Below are 15,056 nucleotides of genomic sequence, written 5' to 3'. Positions count from 1 at the left end.
CACCCCTTTTTCTAATATCCGCCTCTTATCATAGCTGTTTTTTCAACGAAAGTCTACTCGCTAACGGCTTTGACAGTCACTTCAATGTTGCCAGCTGTGGCTTTTGAATAAGGACATACGGTATGAGCGATCTCAAGCAATTCTTGTGTTTCTTCTGTTGACAATCCTTCGATTTGACCTTCGATCTCAACACCCAAGACAAAACTGGATTCGCTTTCTGCGTACAAGGTCACTTGTGCGCTCACCGTAGAAGCACCATCGATTCCTTTGCTGCTTTTCACCAATTCAAGGGCACTGTTGAAGCAAGCACTAAAACCAGCTGCAAAAAGTTGTTCTGGATTGGTAGCATTTTCGACACGTTTGCCAGGTGCAGTGATGTTTAGCTCAAATGAATGATCGGGACTGTGTACTTCTCCTGAACGGCCACCAGTGTTGATCATTTTAGTCGAATACATTTTTTTCATCATTTCTTCACTCCTGATTTTTATATTTTGTACAATTAAATTGTATGCAATTTAAATGAAAAATGCAAGGAATTGGTTTTCGTTCTATGTTTTTTTTCTAAAAAAAAGCGGAATCAGCATAAGTTTACTGTTCTCTTGGGTGAAACGTGCTATCATAGTTAGTAACACTTGTAATAGATTAACAAATGAGTTTGAAGCTTCAAATTTACTGCATGAAGGCAAAGAGGGTGAAAATCATCGTAGATTATATGGAAAAACGAGCGGTAGGGCGCTATTTTCGATCGTTGACGGATCATTATTCAGGCTATATACGGCTTTATGGCACCTATACAGAATATCGGGTGATTGCAGGGATTCCTGCTGAAAATGTCATGTTAGAGATTATCGGGGTTGAAAACGGTGTCTTATTGACCCGTGTAAACAATACATTATTTGAAAATGGAAGAGGGTTTTTACAATGATCATTATCCAAATTATTTTAGTTATTTTAGTATTAGTGATTCTGATTTGGCTGTTTGCAAGCACTGCTGTGATCGTTCGTCAAGGGGAAGTCAAAGTTGTCGAAAGTTTTGGGAAGTACGTTCGAACGTTGGAACCAGGGCTTCATTTTCTTGTTCCGATTTTGTATACAGTTAGAGAAAGAGTGTCCTTGAAACAGATTCCTTTGGAGATCGAACCCCAAAGTGCAATCACAAAAGATAATGTAATCGTTCAAATTGATGAAGCAATCAAATACCATGTCACAGATGTGCGTGCCTTTGTCTACGAAAATGAAAACTCCGTTGTTTCAATGATCCAAGATGCCCAGTCGAACTTGCGGGGAATCATCGGGAAAATGGATTTAAATGAAGTTTTAAATGGGACTGAAGAAATCAACGTAGCATTGTTTACTTCAATCAAAGATATCACGGCAGGCTATGGGTTAGCGATTGACCGAATCAACATTGGGGAAATCAAAGTTTCGCAAGAAATCATTGAATCAATGAACAAATTGATCACTGCCTCTAGAGACAAAGAATCGATGATCACAAGAGCCCAAGGTGAGAAATCTTCTTCAGTCTTGAGTGCAGAAGCCAAAGCTTCTCAAATGACGATCGACGCCGAAGCCCGAGCGGAACAAACTCAAATCGATGCCGAGGCGCGGGCAAAGCGTGTACGGATTGATGCCGAGGCGGAAGCAGAACGAATCGCGAAAATCACTGAAGCTGAACGCAAACGGATTTTAGCCATCAATGAAGCAATCAAAGAAAGCCAGCTCGACGAGCGCTCACTATCATATCTAGGGATCGAAGCCTTCAGAGATGTGGTGAATAGCAATACCAATACGGTCATTCTGCCATCAAATATGACGGAACTGGGAAATATTCCAGTCGTCAAACAACTTTGGGAAAATGCACCATCTAAATCGGCTGAATAAGTTAAGCACAACAATTGAAAAAGGTTCCCATACTCCGAGAAGAAAGAGGAGTATGGGAACCTTTTTTACTTCGTTTTTTCCGCCGATTGATTATCGACGATCAAGAGGGCCATCATGACATACCCGATCCAACTATCCCGAGAGTATAAAATGTAGCGAGGGGACCAAGAAGCGGCATATTTCTGTTTGTATTCGCGTAACCCTTCAAAAGAATAGAAACGAGAACCAAAGGTGTAAACGAGATAGGCGATCCGCTCTTGCAAGAAACTGCTGCGGAAAGTACCAACGTTGGCTAATGGTGCCATGCCTAAATCAAATTGTTGGTAGCCTTGTTCTTTAAAATAGTCGAATAGCTGAATAAACAAGAAATCCATCGTTCCATTCGGCGCTTTTTCAGGATCGTGGCGCATCAAATCAATGGATGCTAGGCCTGTTTGATAGGTGGGCATAAAGGAAGCGAATGCGACGATCTCCTGTTGCTGATTACGGACGACAGCAATTGGTGCGGTGCTTAGATAGGATTCTGAAAAGAACCCAAGGGAGAACCCTTTTTCTTTCCGTCCATCTAGCCAGTTGTCAGAAATTTCCTTAAGCGTTGCAAATGTTTCGGCTGAAAAGGGAGGGGTGAGCACATCAAAAGTAAAGCCTTCTTTAGTGATCTTATTGTTCAATGCCCGCTGTCCCTTCATTTTCTTTCCTGAGAGGGTGAAGCTAGGTAGATCCACATAAGCTTTCTCACCGAATTTGATAAAGTCATACCCAAATTCATGCAGCAGCATCACCATTTCTTCACTACTTTCATAAAAGACCGGCAGATAATTCCATTGATCCATTTCTGTTAAGAAAGTTTCCAGTGCCTGTGGAAAGTCTGCTTGCTTCCCAGAAGGATCCCCCATGACTAAACATTTGTTATTAAAGGTCGTAAATTGAAAAAAGACCGTCGGCTCGCCAATTTCTGGATACACGTATACTTTCTTGTCTTTTAGATACACCAGATGGCTGTCGCTGTTGCCACCGTAAGTATTTAAAACATGTTTCACTTTATCAGTGGCAGCACTGACGCCTAATTGGTGTTTTGGTCCCATCAAGTACCGGGCAAACAGCAGCATCGCAATGGCGACGAATAAAATCGCAACGAACCCTTGCAGCCATAATTTTTCAGAAGGGAAAAGCAAAAAATCCATCGAATGGTGATGCGTTGGATGTCGATTGATATGAGGCATATTGTAGACCCCGATAATGACATAGAGGATCGTCAACGAACCAATTAACAAACCATCGATCGTCAGCCATTCCCACGAGAAGACGAGTTGTTTACGGAACAACTCGCTTTTTGAAAAAATCATGATTGCTAATAATAATAGAAGAAACAGCATGGTCGAAAAACGGAAGCCCGCAAAAATAGCATAACCGATTGTTGCTGCAATCAACAAAAGCGTCGGCACGTACGCGCGACTGACACGGGCAGATATCCCTCGACCGGCAATTAAAAAGAGGTAACCGAGAAAAATACTCGGGTACTGCATCACAAAATTCAAGCGAATCGGATTGAGGTGGGCTAACCATTTGATTTGATCAAAGGCTTCTGGAATCGTGGCGGAGAGCACCAACATCGTTCCCGTCAAATAAAGCAGCAACACTTCGATCTTGTGGAACACTTCCAACAACAAGCTTTTTGGAATACCAGAAAAGCGCTGGTTGAGGGAGACGCCGACATTTTTTGAGAAAAAAAGCAAACCGATCAAAAAGGGAATGATGTAATAAAACAGGCGGAAAAGCAACAGCCAAGCAATGACACTTTCACGGGGAATCTGCAGTGAGCCCATTCCCATGATCATCATTACATCAAAGGTTCCAAGTTCTCCGGGAATCATCGAAACGATCCCAATCACGGAGGCAGCGATGAAAAGTGGCAACAATTGAAACACATCCACCGAGATGCCCATCAAGAGACCAGTCGTAAAGAAGGCTGCAAAAACACCTAGCCATTCTAATAAGGAAGCGGCGATCAACTGCAGACGATCACGCCGTTGCAGTCCACCTAAGTAAGCATTTTTTTTGGAAAAACTAAGGGCATAGACAACTGGAAAATAAAGACTACCACCTAAAAGCCAGATCCAATACTGTTGCAGATAATCTGTCGTTGGACCAAATAAGACGAAGGCTAGTGCAGCAAGGGATAAAATCGAAAGACCAGACATCAGGTAAATAAAAATCTTCGAAATTGCTTGGGCAACTTCTTTGCCTTTTTTTCCTTTGCCGTAAAATTCCGAGCGTAATCCGATGCTGATGAAGCCGCCGAAGCCGATTAAGTTGTTCATAGTGTTGATGATCCAGCTGGTTTCCAGCAAATAACGGCGATCAGGTTTGTCCCCTAATAGGCGGTTCAAGACAATGTCATATAAGACCATTGGCAAGACACATAATAACCCAATGACAGCCATTAATGCCACTCGCCAAAGTGCCAGTTGCGCAAACAACTCTTTTAATTGATCAATGGAGATCGTCTTGCTTAATGAAAGCAGTTCGCCCAACACGATCACGGCTACTGCAATCAAGAAGAGTGTTTTAAACAGTGAGCGGTGGTCGCGGAGCCAAGTAAAGATTCTCATAGTTATTCACCGACCTTTTCTAAAAAAGATAATACTTTCGTGTTAAATACCTCTGGATTCTTTCGTGCAAAACTATGTCCTTGTCCTTTGACGACGATAAAATTGGACTGAGGGATACTGTTTGCAATATAAAAAGAATGGGAAAGTTTGATCGAATCACGTTTGCCGACCAAAATCAATGTCGGCACACTGAGGTGATTCAAATCGGCTGTAGATAAACCGATTGGACGAAACAACAATCCCAAAATAGGGAGAAAGCCCCGCATTCCTTTTGAGAATGGGGAACAAAGCCAAACGATCAGATATTGCAAGACACTCCCCATTCGAGAAAAGAGTCTAACTCCCCGTGGCTCAGTATTGCCCGAGTTTAAAATCATACAACTAACATACTCAGGGTAAAGATGACAAAAGACCATTGCTAGATTAGCCCCATCACTAAATCCTAATAGGGCGATTTTAGACAAATTTTCTTGCTGAATGATTGCTAAAAGATCCGTTGCCATTTTAAAAAAATCGATCTTTTTCTGTGTGTTAGTGGACTTGCCATGCCCACGGCTATCGATTAAGTACAATTGATGTTTTTGTCGCAATGCGTCGACCTGCTTTGAGAAATAGGCACTGCTACCGCCATTTCCGTGCAATAAAAAAAGAGGGCATCCTGAACCGGTTTTTTCGTAATAGAGGACAGACCCATCCGGTAAGGGTGCGTAACATTTTTCAACTTTCATTTTTTCACCTACTTTCTAAGAGTATACCTTGAAGTCAGTAGCTATCACAAACATATCACTAGATAAAATGAGAAAAAATAACATTCTACTCATTTTTTCTTTAGCAGATATTTAGGAAAAGGCTTTTTTCTTTACAATGTAAATAAAAATAATCGGCTAAGTTAATTAATTTGTTTTCAGAAAATTCTTTACAAACACGGTTTCGTTGACTATAATCGAACTAACTAATTGAGAATGATTTTCATTTATGAAAGAGAGGCTAGCCAATGACCACTATAGCAGATGTTCTGATTATCGGAGGAGGGCCCACGGGGCTTTATGCGAGTTTTTATGCTGGATTACGTGATCTATCGGTCGTATTGTTTGAAGCACAAGCCGAATTAGGCGGGAAGATCAATTTTTATCCTGAAAAAATGGTCTGGGATGTGGGTGCATTGCCGCCAACCAAGGGGAAGAAAGTCAAAGAACACTTGATTGAACAGGCTAAGTTGTTTGATCCAACGATCTATCTGAAAACGAAAATCATCGAATTGACCAAGGAAGACGATCTTTTTTATGCAGTGGATGACCAAGGGAGGACCCATGTTGGACGCACCGTTTTAGTTTGTATTGGCGGCGGTGTCGTTTCTCCGCAAAAATTGCCTTGTTTCATCCATAATAATGTCGACAACTATATCCACTATCAGTTTCCTGACCAGCAAGCGATCCAAGGCAAACATCTTGTGATCTCTGGCGGCGGGGATGCAGCAGTTGATTATGCGATTGAAGCGGCGTCTTATGGGGCAAAAGTTTCGCTTTGTTATCGGGGCGAGAAATTGAAGGCCCATGAAGCACAAGTAAAGAAGATGAAAGCAGAAGGGATTCAAGTGCTGATGAATCACACGATTGACGGGGTGAATCAAGCCGAAACCTTCAATATGGTTCTAAGATTAAAAAACAGTGCTAACCAAGAAACGATCGATTTTTTATGCGATCATTTGTTGATCCAACATGGCTATGACCGGGACAGTGCCTTGTTAGATAAAGTTTCCTTTGATCTCGCGCGTCATGAAGATTTTTATTTGAACTGTGAGATTCCAACAAAAACCAGCCATCCCGGTGTGTTTGCAGCTGGTGACATCCATTACTTCAAAGGCAAAGTGAATCTTTTGGCAGGCGCCTTTCAAGATGCTGCGCAAGCAGTTAACCAGATCAAACAGTATTTAGAGCCCGCTAGTGTCCCACAAGCGATGGTTTCTTCCCATAACGAGAAATTTAGTGAAAGAAATCGACAGCTGCTGGTGAACGAGTAGCAGCGATTCTTTGTGAAAGAAAAAAAGCAAAAAACAGGATTCCCTTGGGAGTCCTGTTTTTTTGGTAGCCTCAGAACAGAAATTCGTTTCACTAGAAGTGAATGTTTGCCACTCCTAAAAAATAAAATCTCTCAAATAAATGATGCAATTGATGAAAATTTCAGCTATTATTTTCAAGTTGACTAATTGGAGGGGATGACATGAATCAAACAAGATATGCAGAATTAAAACAAGCAGAAAGAGGCGCTATCTTAAGTATCGTTGCCTACATTTTTGTTTCCATCGCCAAACTAGTTATTGGTCGTTTGGCAAACTCTGAAGGATTATGGGCGGATGGATTAAACAATGCGACGGATATCGTAGCGTCTATCGCTGTTTTGATCGGTTTGCGTTTGGCTCAAAAGCCAGCAGATGAAGACCATAAATATGGTCATTGGAAAGCAGAAAATGTGGCGAGTCTCGTAACATCCTTGATTATGCTGGCGGTCGGTCTGCAGGTTTTATGGTCCTCCATTCAAACGATTCTACTCGGTGAAACGCAAAGTCCCGATATGATTGCGGCAGTCGTCGGTATCATTTCAGCTATTTTGATGTATGGCATGTATTACTACAATAAGCGATTATCCGCTCGCGTAAAAAGCTCCGCTTTGCTAGCAGCTGCGAAAGACAACCGCAGCGATGCGTGGACAAGTATTGGAACGGCGATCGCTATTTTTGCCGCCTCATTTGGTATCGGTTGGTTAGACAGTTTGACTGCGATCGTGGTAGCTCTTTTGATTATCAAAACCGCCGTTGATATTTTTCGCGAGAGTGCCTTTTCACTTTCTGATGGGTTTGATGAATCGTTAGTCGTGGAGTATGAAGCGGCAATCGCTGGTTTTTCTGAAGTGAAATCTGTTAAATCGATTCGAGGAAGAATGTATGGCGCCAATGTTTTTCTTGATGTCGTCGTGACGATGGACAAATCTTTGACGGTTGAAAAGAGTCATAACGTGGCAGATGCTATTGAAGATCTCTTAGCTGATCGTTTTCAGGTGTTTGATACTGACATCCACATTGAGCCAGCTACCGAATAAATTTTCTGGAAAAACCTTGGTAGGACAAGGATGTAAACCACCCGTTTCCTGTTTGTAAACTGAAAAGTTCTTACGGAACCTGCTCATTCATGGCAAACTAGAGGTAACAAAGGAAGAAAGTAGGGAGCCCTATGAATAATAAGCAGGTAGTAGAAAATGAATTAGTTATTTCTTTAGATAAAATGGATGAAACAGAAATGATGGCAATTTGCCAACAATATATTGCGGCTATCGATGATAGCCAAGTCCTCTTCGCTTTACTGAAAAAAGTTCAAGCCTCTAAAGCAGCAGTAAGCAAATAAAAAAACCGGCATCTTATGCATTGATGTTCCCCACAGCGAAAGCGAAAGGGGCATTGATCAACAGGAAAAGATGCCGGTTACTTTTTGATTCGTTCAAGTCTTTTTAAAAACTTTTAAAGGACGTTTAATAGTGCGGTTAATCCATAGACGAGCAAAGAGGCTATTCCTAAAGGAATAATGCCTCGAAATATAATCTCTTTCAAGCGCTTGCCTGCTTGTCGTTCTTTTTCATAGTTAGGATCATGAGCGTGTGCTTTAAATTGCTGAGGAAAACGAGAAAAGATCAAGCCATTGGTCATCGATAAAACCCATCCAATCAACACCATGAAGAAAGAAACAAAAATGATTGCCAGTAAAAGTAGTTGTAAGAGTTGCATCGTATTGCTACCTCCTTTTTGTAGCCATTTTTTCACTTCTAGTTTACCATCTTTTGAAACTTTTAGGGATCTTTATTCAACGTGCCCTTTCTTTTTTTGGTTCTTCCCTTATAATAGAGATATTTATAAGCGAGTTTCTGTTTCGCACAGCAACAGAGAGAAGGGATTCTTATGGCAATTACACAAAAAATCATTCAATCACCAGAAGACTTCCAAACGTTGGATCGTTTGATCAAAGAAATCTGGCCAGAAGTGTTTACACCAATCATTGGTTCGGATCAAGTCGCGTATATGCTGGCTCATTATCAATCACCAGCAGCGATTCAAAACGAAGTCCAGCAAGGAGCCGTCTATCTTTTACTAATGGAAGGTGACCGAGCAGTGGGGTATACAGCGTATGAAGAAACGCCGCAGCAGATTTATTTAAGTAAACTGTATCTCCACCTATCCACAAGAGGCAAAGGCTATGCCAGCCAAGTCTTTGATTGGTATGAGGAAATCGCCTCAGGCAAAACGTTGCATTTAAACGTCAACAAACAAAATCAGCAGGCGATCGCTGTTTATGAACATCGCGGCTTTGAACGCGTTTCTGAACGCATCGTTACGATTGGTTCGGGATTTGTTATGGATGATTTTATTTATGAGAAGAAGATTGCTGGAGACGAAGGGGCGTAACAAGGAGAAAACGAATGGAACTCACTGCCAAGAATAAGTCGTTCAGTAAGAAAGAATGGCAACTATTTCAATACGTTTTAAATCAACAAGCAGAAGTCTGTTCGATGTCTATTCGTGAACTGGCTGATACAACAAAAACTAGCTCAACGACTGTTCTGCGGTTTTGTCGAAAATTTGATTGCGAAGGTTTTTCAGAATTTAAAATCAAATTGAAAAAGACGTTACAGAAACAAGGAAAGACTGATCGATTATTCAAACAAGATAAAAAAGCCCTGCACTATTTTTTTGAACGTATGGATGAATCCTTCTATCGAGAAACATTATTAACGATCGCCAAACGAATAAGTAAAGCAAAACTTTTGATCTTAGCCAGTGATAGGGAATCGACACTTGCTTTGAGCTATGCCCAACAAAAGTTTACACGTTTAGATAAGATCGTGAGCGTAGAGGAAGAAGCAACATCGATTAAATCCGTTTGGCGAACCTTAAGTAGCGAAACCACGTTGCTGGTCTTTTCTAATAAAGGCGCCGATCCATTCCTTGAATCTTTGATCACTGAATGTAGCCTCGCTGGAATTTCAACCATTTCACTGACAAATCGTTCAACAACGTCAATTGCTAAACTATCTGAGCGAAATTTTGCTTATTATTATTCCGATAATCAAGAAGCTGATTCATTGTCCTCACAAATTCCAGCCATTTATTTGGTGGAACTTTTATTTGATTTAGTTACTGATTGTGAAGGCCGCTGAATAATTAAAACTACCTACGCCTATCAGAGAAGTTCTTCTGATAGGCGTATTCTTTTGGCAATTTTTTCAATTAAATAGATTGCTGGTAGTTGAGAAGTCAGTTCAATGGTTTTCTCTTTTTTCTGACTGGCTTTAAAAATGGTCTCTCTTTCGATGTAATAGGGCACCGTCAAGTCGGATAACTGGCTGATGGTTGAATCTTCGGTATTCGTGATGGCAATAATCTGACAATCTTTTTGATTTAACTTTTGTAAGTATCGAATCATTTCTTGTGTTTCCCCAGAAATCGACAAAACAATGATACCGGTTTTGCACAATATGTCTTCTGGAAACCAGTCGATAGGATAATTTGAGGGATCGTCAACTTTTAATGCCGTTTTTCCCAAGTCAGTAAAATAGAGTGCGCCATATTCCGCAATCGTTTCAGATAAGCCTGATCCAATAAATAGAACGAAGCTTTTGTTCTTAAGAATCTCTGTTGCTCGATTGATTCTCTCAGATAAAAAGGGCTGGTTTACTCGCTTTAAGAAATCAATTGTTTGAGATTCATCACTATCGGATATTTTGGATTTTACGAGAGAATCTAAGTAAAAGCGCAAATTGATCTTAAATTCGGTAAACGTATCACATTCAAATTTCTTGCAAAAGCGGCTAATACTAGCAGTACTGGTATGAGTCTCTTTGGCAAGTTCTTTCATCTTCATTTTAGACACTGAAGCCAAGTTTTTTGATACAAATCGGTAAACCTCGTATTCTAGTGCAGTAAGTTCAGGATTGTAGTCAAGAAAAAGCATGATGCACCTCCGTAACAAAGTGTTTTTTTTGTGGAACAAATGACAAGGGATGAAAACGTTCTCTATTTAGGATTATAACATTATATTGATTTTACTTCATGCTATACTTTCGTTGTTCAATAATGTAAGCGGATGCTTCGCTTAGTAAAAAAGGAATTGTAGGAGGGCGACATGGAGTATAATTTTTCGAAGGACTTTTTCTGGGGTGCAGCAACGAGTGCGACACAATCAGAAGGAACGATAGCTGGAGACAATAAAGGAGAAAACATTTGGGATTATGCATCAAAAAACTATAACCATCGGTTTTTTGAAGGAGTTACAACAGAACATACATCAAGGTTTTATCAGGAAATGGAAGCGGATCTGGATCGAATGGCGGCACTTTCTTTTAATTCTTTTCGGACTTCGATCTCTTGGTCACGTCTTATTCCCGAAGGTATAGGGGAAGTCAATCCAGAAGCTGTTGACTTTTATACCAGAATGCTTGATGGGTTAAATCAAAGAGGCATCAAACCGTTTATCAATCTTTATCACTTTGACATGCCGATGAAATTACAAGAAATCGGCGGATTTGAAAATCGTGAGGTCATCGAAGCGTATCGGGCGTATGCGAAAATTTGTTTTGATCTATTTCATGAGAAAGTTGCGTACTGGTTTACCTTTAATGAGCCGATGATTCCAGCAGAAGCCGGCTATTTGCATGACCGACACTATCCTTATGTAGTAGATTTTAAACGGGCGGCACAAGTACTTCACCATATCATCCTTGCTCACTGTGAGGCAGTTAAGGTCTTTCGACAAGGAACTTATCAAGGAAAAATCGGTATCATCATGGATGTGATCCCAGTTTACCCAAGAAGCCAGCATCCTGCCGACTTAAATGCAGCGGAAATGGCAGACCTCTTCTATACTCGCTCCCTTAATGAAGCGATATTAAAAGGTCGTTACCCTCAAGAGTTAAAGGCTATTTTAACGCGCTACGACAAAATGCCACGAATGGAAGAACAAGATCTTGCTTTGATTGCTGAAACAACGATTGATCTGTTAGGGATCAATTATTACCGTCCACGGCGAGTGAAAGCCAAAGAATTTTTGCCTAATCCCGAGGGAGTTTTCTCACCAGAATGGTTTTACGATGATTACGAGATGCCTGGCAGAAGAATGAATACTTCAAGGGGGATTGAGATTTATCCTCATGGCTTGTATGATATCGCTAAAAAAATCCAGTTAGAATATGGGAATATTGATTGGTTTGTTTCAGAAAATGGCATCGGGATTCAGGGAGAAGAAACATTTATCGAAGGGGGGCAAGTACAAGACAACTATCGGATTGCTTTTTTAAAAGAGCATTTAATTGAGCTTCACCAAGCAATGACGGAGGGTAGTAACTGTCTGGGGTATCATATGTGGACATTTGTGGACTGTTGGAGTTGGCAGAATGCGTTCAAAAATCGCTATGGCTTTTATCGTCTGGATTTAGAAACGGGAGAAAAAACGATGAAAAAGTCTGGTCTATGGTTTAAAGAAGTGATTCAAAGAAATGGTTTTTCAAACGAATTTTAGGAGGTTTTTACAATGAAAGTTTTAGACTCGGTTGCAATGAAGTTATTACCGATTGCCAATGCTATTGGACAGCAGCGGCACTTGCAGGCAATTCGAAATGGGTTGATTTCTATTTTGCCGCTCACGATCGTTGGCTCTTTTTTCACCATTATTTTAAATTTGCCGATTCCTGGTTATACCGAATGGGTCGCTCCTTATTTACCGGCACTTGACATTCCTTTTCGATTTACGGTGGGGCTAATGTCTCTCTATGCCTCATTTACGATCGGCTCCAACTTAGGTGCAAGTTACAAACTCGATCGGATAACAAGTGGGTTTTTATCCATGTTAGCGACGATTTTAATGGTCGTTCCAATCAATTTGGCGGAAGGCATCAGCACGACAGGAGATGCCGTACTTGCAGGAAGGTATTTACCCATCGCTTCACTTGGATCACAAGGATTATTCGGTGCGATCATTGCGGCGCTAGTTTCAGTAGAGATTTATCATTTTACGAAAGCAAAAAACTTGGAAATCAAGATGCCAGAAGGCGTACCTCCTGTGGTAGGAGAATCCTTTGCGGCATTACTGCCAACATTGCTAGTTATCTTAGTCTTTTGGATTCCGCGACACTTTTTTGGTTTTGATTTAAATGGATTGTTGACGATCGCAATCTCTCCTTTAAAAGGGTTCTTAACGGGAAATAATTTGATTGGTGGGATCATCACACAATTTGTAATCTGTGTATTCTGGGTATTGGGTATTCATGGCCATGCCGTTTTAGGTCCCATCATTCGCCCGTTTTGGGATCAGGCAATTTTAGAAAATGCAGAATTGTTCCAAAATGGGATGTCTGCCTTTGATCTACCAAATCTTTTTACCGAGCAATTTTATCAATGGTATGCCCAAATGGGTGGAACAGGATCAACGCTTGCATTGGTTGTTTTGTTTATGTTCTCCCGTTCAAACTATTTAAAACAATTGGGGCGTCTTTCCATTTTACCGGGAATTTTTAATATTAATGAACCAATGATCTTTGGGACACCGATTGTAATGAATCCGCTATTGGCGATTCCCTTTATTCTAGTGCCAATTGCTAATACCATTATAGTTTATATCGTTACCGCTTTAAATTGGATGCCTAAGATGATGGTCAAACCACCATTTTCAATTCCCGCACCTCTTGGCGCATTGATTACCTCAAATTGGAATTGGGTTGCTTGTTTGATGGTCTTCGTCTGTTTCTTCGTTTCCTTAGCGATTTATTATCCATTCTTCAAAGCATTTGAGAAACTTCAAGTGGCGCAAGAGCTAGAAACAGTTAAAGAAGGTGAGTAGAATGGTTCTAGTAGTGAGTTGTTTGCTCTTGATTTTTCTGACCCATCTTCTTTTAGAAAAAAATAATGCTAGAATCACGCTGTCTTTTTGGAAACTATTACTTGTTTCCTTACTTTTCTTACTCAGTTTGTTTTTCCTGTTGATCCGCACTCCTTTGGCGCCAGTTTTCATTTTGTTACTTATCATCAATTGTACCGTCATCCAAAATCGATTTATGTATCAGTATCGACCGAAAGGACAACGATAGGACGCTTGATGGTTACTGTAAGAAATGTTATTGCGAAAAGATTATTCTATCTACTGTTTAAAAAACTATTTACGAACCTTGATCCTATGTGCTATTATCCTTGTATAAACATTATAATGTTATAAACTAAGGAGGCAATTATGAAAGGGTTTGTAGAATTTATTGAACAGAAATTGATGCCGATTGCAAATAAAGTGGGGATGCAACGGCACATGGTAGCGATTCGAAAGGGGATCATCGCTACTTTACCATTAACGATCGTTGGGTCGTTCTTTACGATTTTGCTGAATTTCCCCATTGAATCGGTCGCTGCGGTGATCGAACCGTATCGGGAAGTTTTGGATATTCCCTTTCGTTATACAGTAGGATTATTGGCATTATATGCAACGTATGGGATTGCTTCATCGCTAGCCAAAAGCTACAAGCTGGATTCATTGACTGCGGGTATCTTAGCAACGATGTCCTTTCTTGTAACCGCTGCACCACCGTTGCGAGTCTTTGATTCTGTGGAAGGTATCATTGATGCCGGGCGTTATATCAATGTGGCCAACCTAGGTTCCGGCTCTTTGTTTGGTGCGATCGTTACGGCGATCTTGTCCGTTGAAATCTATCGTTTCTTTATCGTAAAAAATATCACCATCAAAATGCCAGATGGTGTGCCGCCAGAAGTGACAAATTCATTTATGGCATTGATTCCCGGTGGAGCGATCTTGATTTTGTTCTGGGTGATCCGTCATATGCTCGGTTTTGATATCAATGGCTTTTTAAGTAACTTGTTGATGCCGTTAAAAGATGTGCTAGCGGGTAACAGTTTGTTTGGTGGTTTATTGACTGTCTTCTTGATCTGTTTCTTCTGGGTACTGGGAATTCATGGACCAGCCATCATGGGTCCTGTCATTCGTCCCTTCTGGGATATTTCCATCGCTGAAAATATGGAAGCCTTCCAAGCATCTGGCAATGCGCATGAATTGCCTAATATTTTTACGGAACAATTTTTACAATGGTTCGTATGGATCGGTGGAGCCGGTACGACCTTAGCGTTGGTCGTTTTGTTCTTCTTCTCCAAATCAAAATACTTGAAACAATTGGGCCGTTTGTCCATCTTGCCAGGCCTATTCAATATTAATGAACCAGTGATTTTCGGTGCACCGATCGTAATGAATCCGATCTTAGGCATTCCTTTCTTGGTGGCACCGTTGATTACGACAACGATTTCTTACTTCGCGACCATTACGGGCGTCGTACCGATGATGGCTGCCAGACTTGGGTTTGCCATTCCAGCACCAATCGCCGCCTGGATGAGTACAGACTGGAGTATCGCAGCAGCGATTTTAGTAATCGTCAACTTCTTTATCACACTCGCAATCTATTACCCATTCTTTAAAGTCTTTGAGAAACAACAGATTGCCCGAGAGCAAGAAGAAGAAACAGCCGCTTAAG

15 protein-coding genes are annotated in these 15,056 nt (G+C 40.9%); 10 read left to right on the top strand and 5 right to left on the bottom strand.

The window, feature by feature from the left end; all coding sequences use genetic code 11:
* Positions 1-53 precede the first annotated feature (53 nt).
* Complete coding sequence (locus IGJ26_RS10265) at positions 54-464, bottom strand: organic hydroperoxide resistance protein (RefSeq protein ID WP_034872372.1); 411 nt, start codon at positions 462-464, stop codon at positions 54-56.
* Between the two features lie 185 nt (positions 465-649).
* Here IGJ26_RS10265 and IGJ26_RS10260 point away from each other — a divergent pair, with 185 nt between their 5' ends.
* Complete coding sequence (locus IGJ26_RS10260; protein ID WP_016620494.1) at positions 650-925, top strand: hypothetical protein; 276 nt, start codon at positions 650-652, stop codon at positions 923-925.
* Complete coding sequence (locus IGJ26_RS10255) at positions 922-1,881, top strand: SPFH domain-containing protein (protein ID WP_086299333.1); 960 nt, start codon at positions 922-924, stop codon at positions 1,879-1,881. The genes IGJ26_RS10260 and IGJ26_RS10255 overlap by 4 nt, the downstream gene beginning before the upstream one ends.
* Before the next feature lie 65 nt (positions 1,882-1,946).
* Here the strand turns inward: IGJ26_RS10255 and mprF are convergent, their stop codons facing one another.
* Positions 1,947-4,493, bottom strand: a complete 2,547-nt coding sequence (gene mprF / locus IGJ26_RS10250; RefSeq protein ID WP_005235200.1) for a bifunctional lysylphosphatidylglycerol flippase/synthetase MprF — start codon at positions 4,491-4,493, stop codon at positions 1,947-1,949.
* A gap of 2 nt (positions 4,494-4,495) precedes the next feature.
* The gene (locus IGJ26_RS10245; protein WP_005235202.1) at positions 4,496-5,221 is read right to left on the bottom strand and encodes an alpha/beta fold hydrolase; all 726 of its coding nucleotides are present in this window, start codon (positions 5,219-5,221) and stop codon (positions 4,496-4,498) included.
* 266 nt (positions 5,222-5,487) lie between these two features.
* Here IGJ26_RS10245 and IGJ26_RS10240 point away from each other — a divergent pair, with 266 nt between their 5' ends.
* The 3 genes from IGJ26_RS10240 to IGJ26_RS10230 all read left to right on the top strand — a co-directional run bounded on the left by IGJ26_RS10240 (position 5,488) and on the right by IGJ26_RS10230 (position 7,891).
* Positions 5,488-6,513, top strand: a complete 1,026-nt coding sequence (locus tag IGJ26_RS10240) for an NAD(P)/FAD-dependent oxidoreductase (protein ID WP_086299335.1) — start codon at positions 5,488-5,490, stop codon at positions 6,511-6,513.
* A gap of 200 nt (positions 6,514-6,713) precedes the next feature.
* Complete coding sequence (locus IGJ26_RS10235; RefSeq protein WP_005235206.1) at positions 6,714-7,589, top strand: cation diffusion facilitator family transporter; 876 nt, start codon at positions 6,714-6,716, stop codon at positions 7,587-7,589.
* 131 nt (positions 7,590-7,720) lie between these two features.
* A complete protein-coding gene (locus tag IGJ26_RS10230) occupies positions 7,721-7,891 on the top strand; it encodes a hypothetical protein (protein ID WP_005235207.1) in 171 nt (56 codons plus the stop codon).
* A 113-nt stretch (positions 7,892-8,004) separates the two neighbouring features.
* Here IGJ26_RS10230 and IGJ26_RS10225 read toward each other — a convergent pair whose 3' ends face one another.
* The gene (locus IGJ26_RS10225; protein WP_086299336.1) at positions 8,005-8,268 is read right to left on the bottom strand and encodes a hypothetical protein; all 264 of its coding nucleotides are present in this window, start codon (positions 8,266-8,268) and stop codon (positions 8,005-8,007) included.
* 171 nt (positions 8,269-8,439) lie between these two features.
* On the opposite strand from IGJ26_RS10225, the gene IGJ26_RS10220 reads away from it, so the two are divergent.
* Complete coding sequence (locus IGJ26_RS10220) at positions 8,440-8,943, top strand: GNAT family N-acetyltransferase (RefSeq protein WP_430599593.1); 504 nt, start codon at positions 8,440-8,442, stop codon at positions 8,941-8,943.
* Positions 8,944-8,957: 14 nt separating this feature from the next.
* Positions 8,958-9,695: a MurR/RpiR family transcriptional regulator gene (locus tag IGJ26_RS10215; protein WP_086299338.1), complete on the top strand. Its 738-nt coding sequence runs from the start codon at positions 8,958-8,960 to the stop codon at positions 9,693-9,695.
* A 23-nt stretch (positions 9,696-9,718) separates the two neighbouring features.
* On the opposite strand, the gene IGJ26_RS10210 is transcribed toward IGJ26_RS10215, so the two are convergent.
* Complete coding sequence (locus tag IGJ26_RS10210) at positions 9,719-10,489, bottom strand: MurR/RpiR family transcriptional regulator (RefSeq protein WP_086299339.1); 771 nt, start codon at positions 10,487-10,489, stop codon at positions 9,719-9,721.
* Between the two features lie 171 nt (positions 10,490-10,660).
* Between IGJ26_RS10210 and IGJ26_RS10205 the strand changes: the two genes are divergently transcribed.
* The 3 genes from IGJ26_RS10205 to IGJ26_RS10195 all read left to right on the top strand — a co-directional run bounded on the left by IGJ26_RS10205 (position 10,661) and on the right by IGJ26_RS10195 (position 15,055).
* Positions 10,661-12,052: a glycoside hydrolase family 1 protein gene (locus IGJ26_RS10205; protein WP_194199559.1), complete on the top strand. Its 1,392-nt coding sequence runs from the start codon at positions 10,661-10,663 to the stop codon at positions 12,050-12,052.
* A 12-nt stretch (positions 12,053-12,064) separates the two neighbouring features.
* Positions 12,065-13,369 carry a PTS sugar transporter subunit IIC gene (locus tag IGJ26_RS10200; protein ID WP_008378600.1) on the top strand — a complete coding sequence of 435 codons (1,305 nt, stop codon included), beginning with the start codon at positions 12,065-12,067 and terminating at the stop codon, positions 13,367-13,369.
* 387 nt (positions 13,370-13,756) lie between these two features.
* On the top strand, positions 13,757-15,055 hold the full coding sequence (locus IGJ26_RS10195; protein ID WP_005225702.1) for a PTS sugar transporter subunit IIC: 1,299 nt from the start codon (positions 13,757-13,759) through the stop codon (positions 15,053-15,055).
* Position 15,056 lies beyond the last annotated feature (1 nt).

The organism is Enterococcus sp. AZ095a, assembly GCF_050546735.1.
In the GTDB taxonomy this organism is placed as follows: Bacteria; Bacillota; Bacilli; order Lactobacillales; family Enterococcaceae; genus Enterococcus_D; species Enterococcus_D entomosocium.
This window is presented reverse-complemented; position numbering and strand designations above follow the sequence as displayed.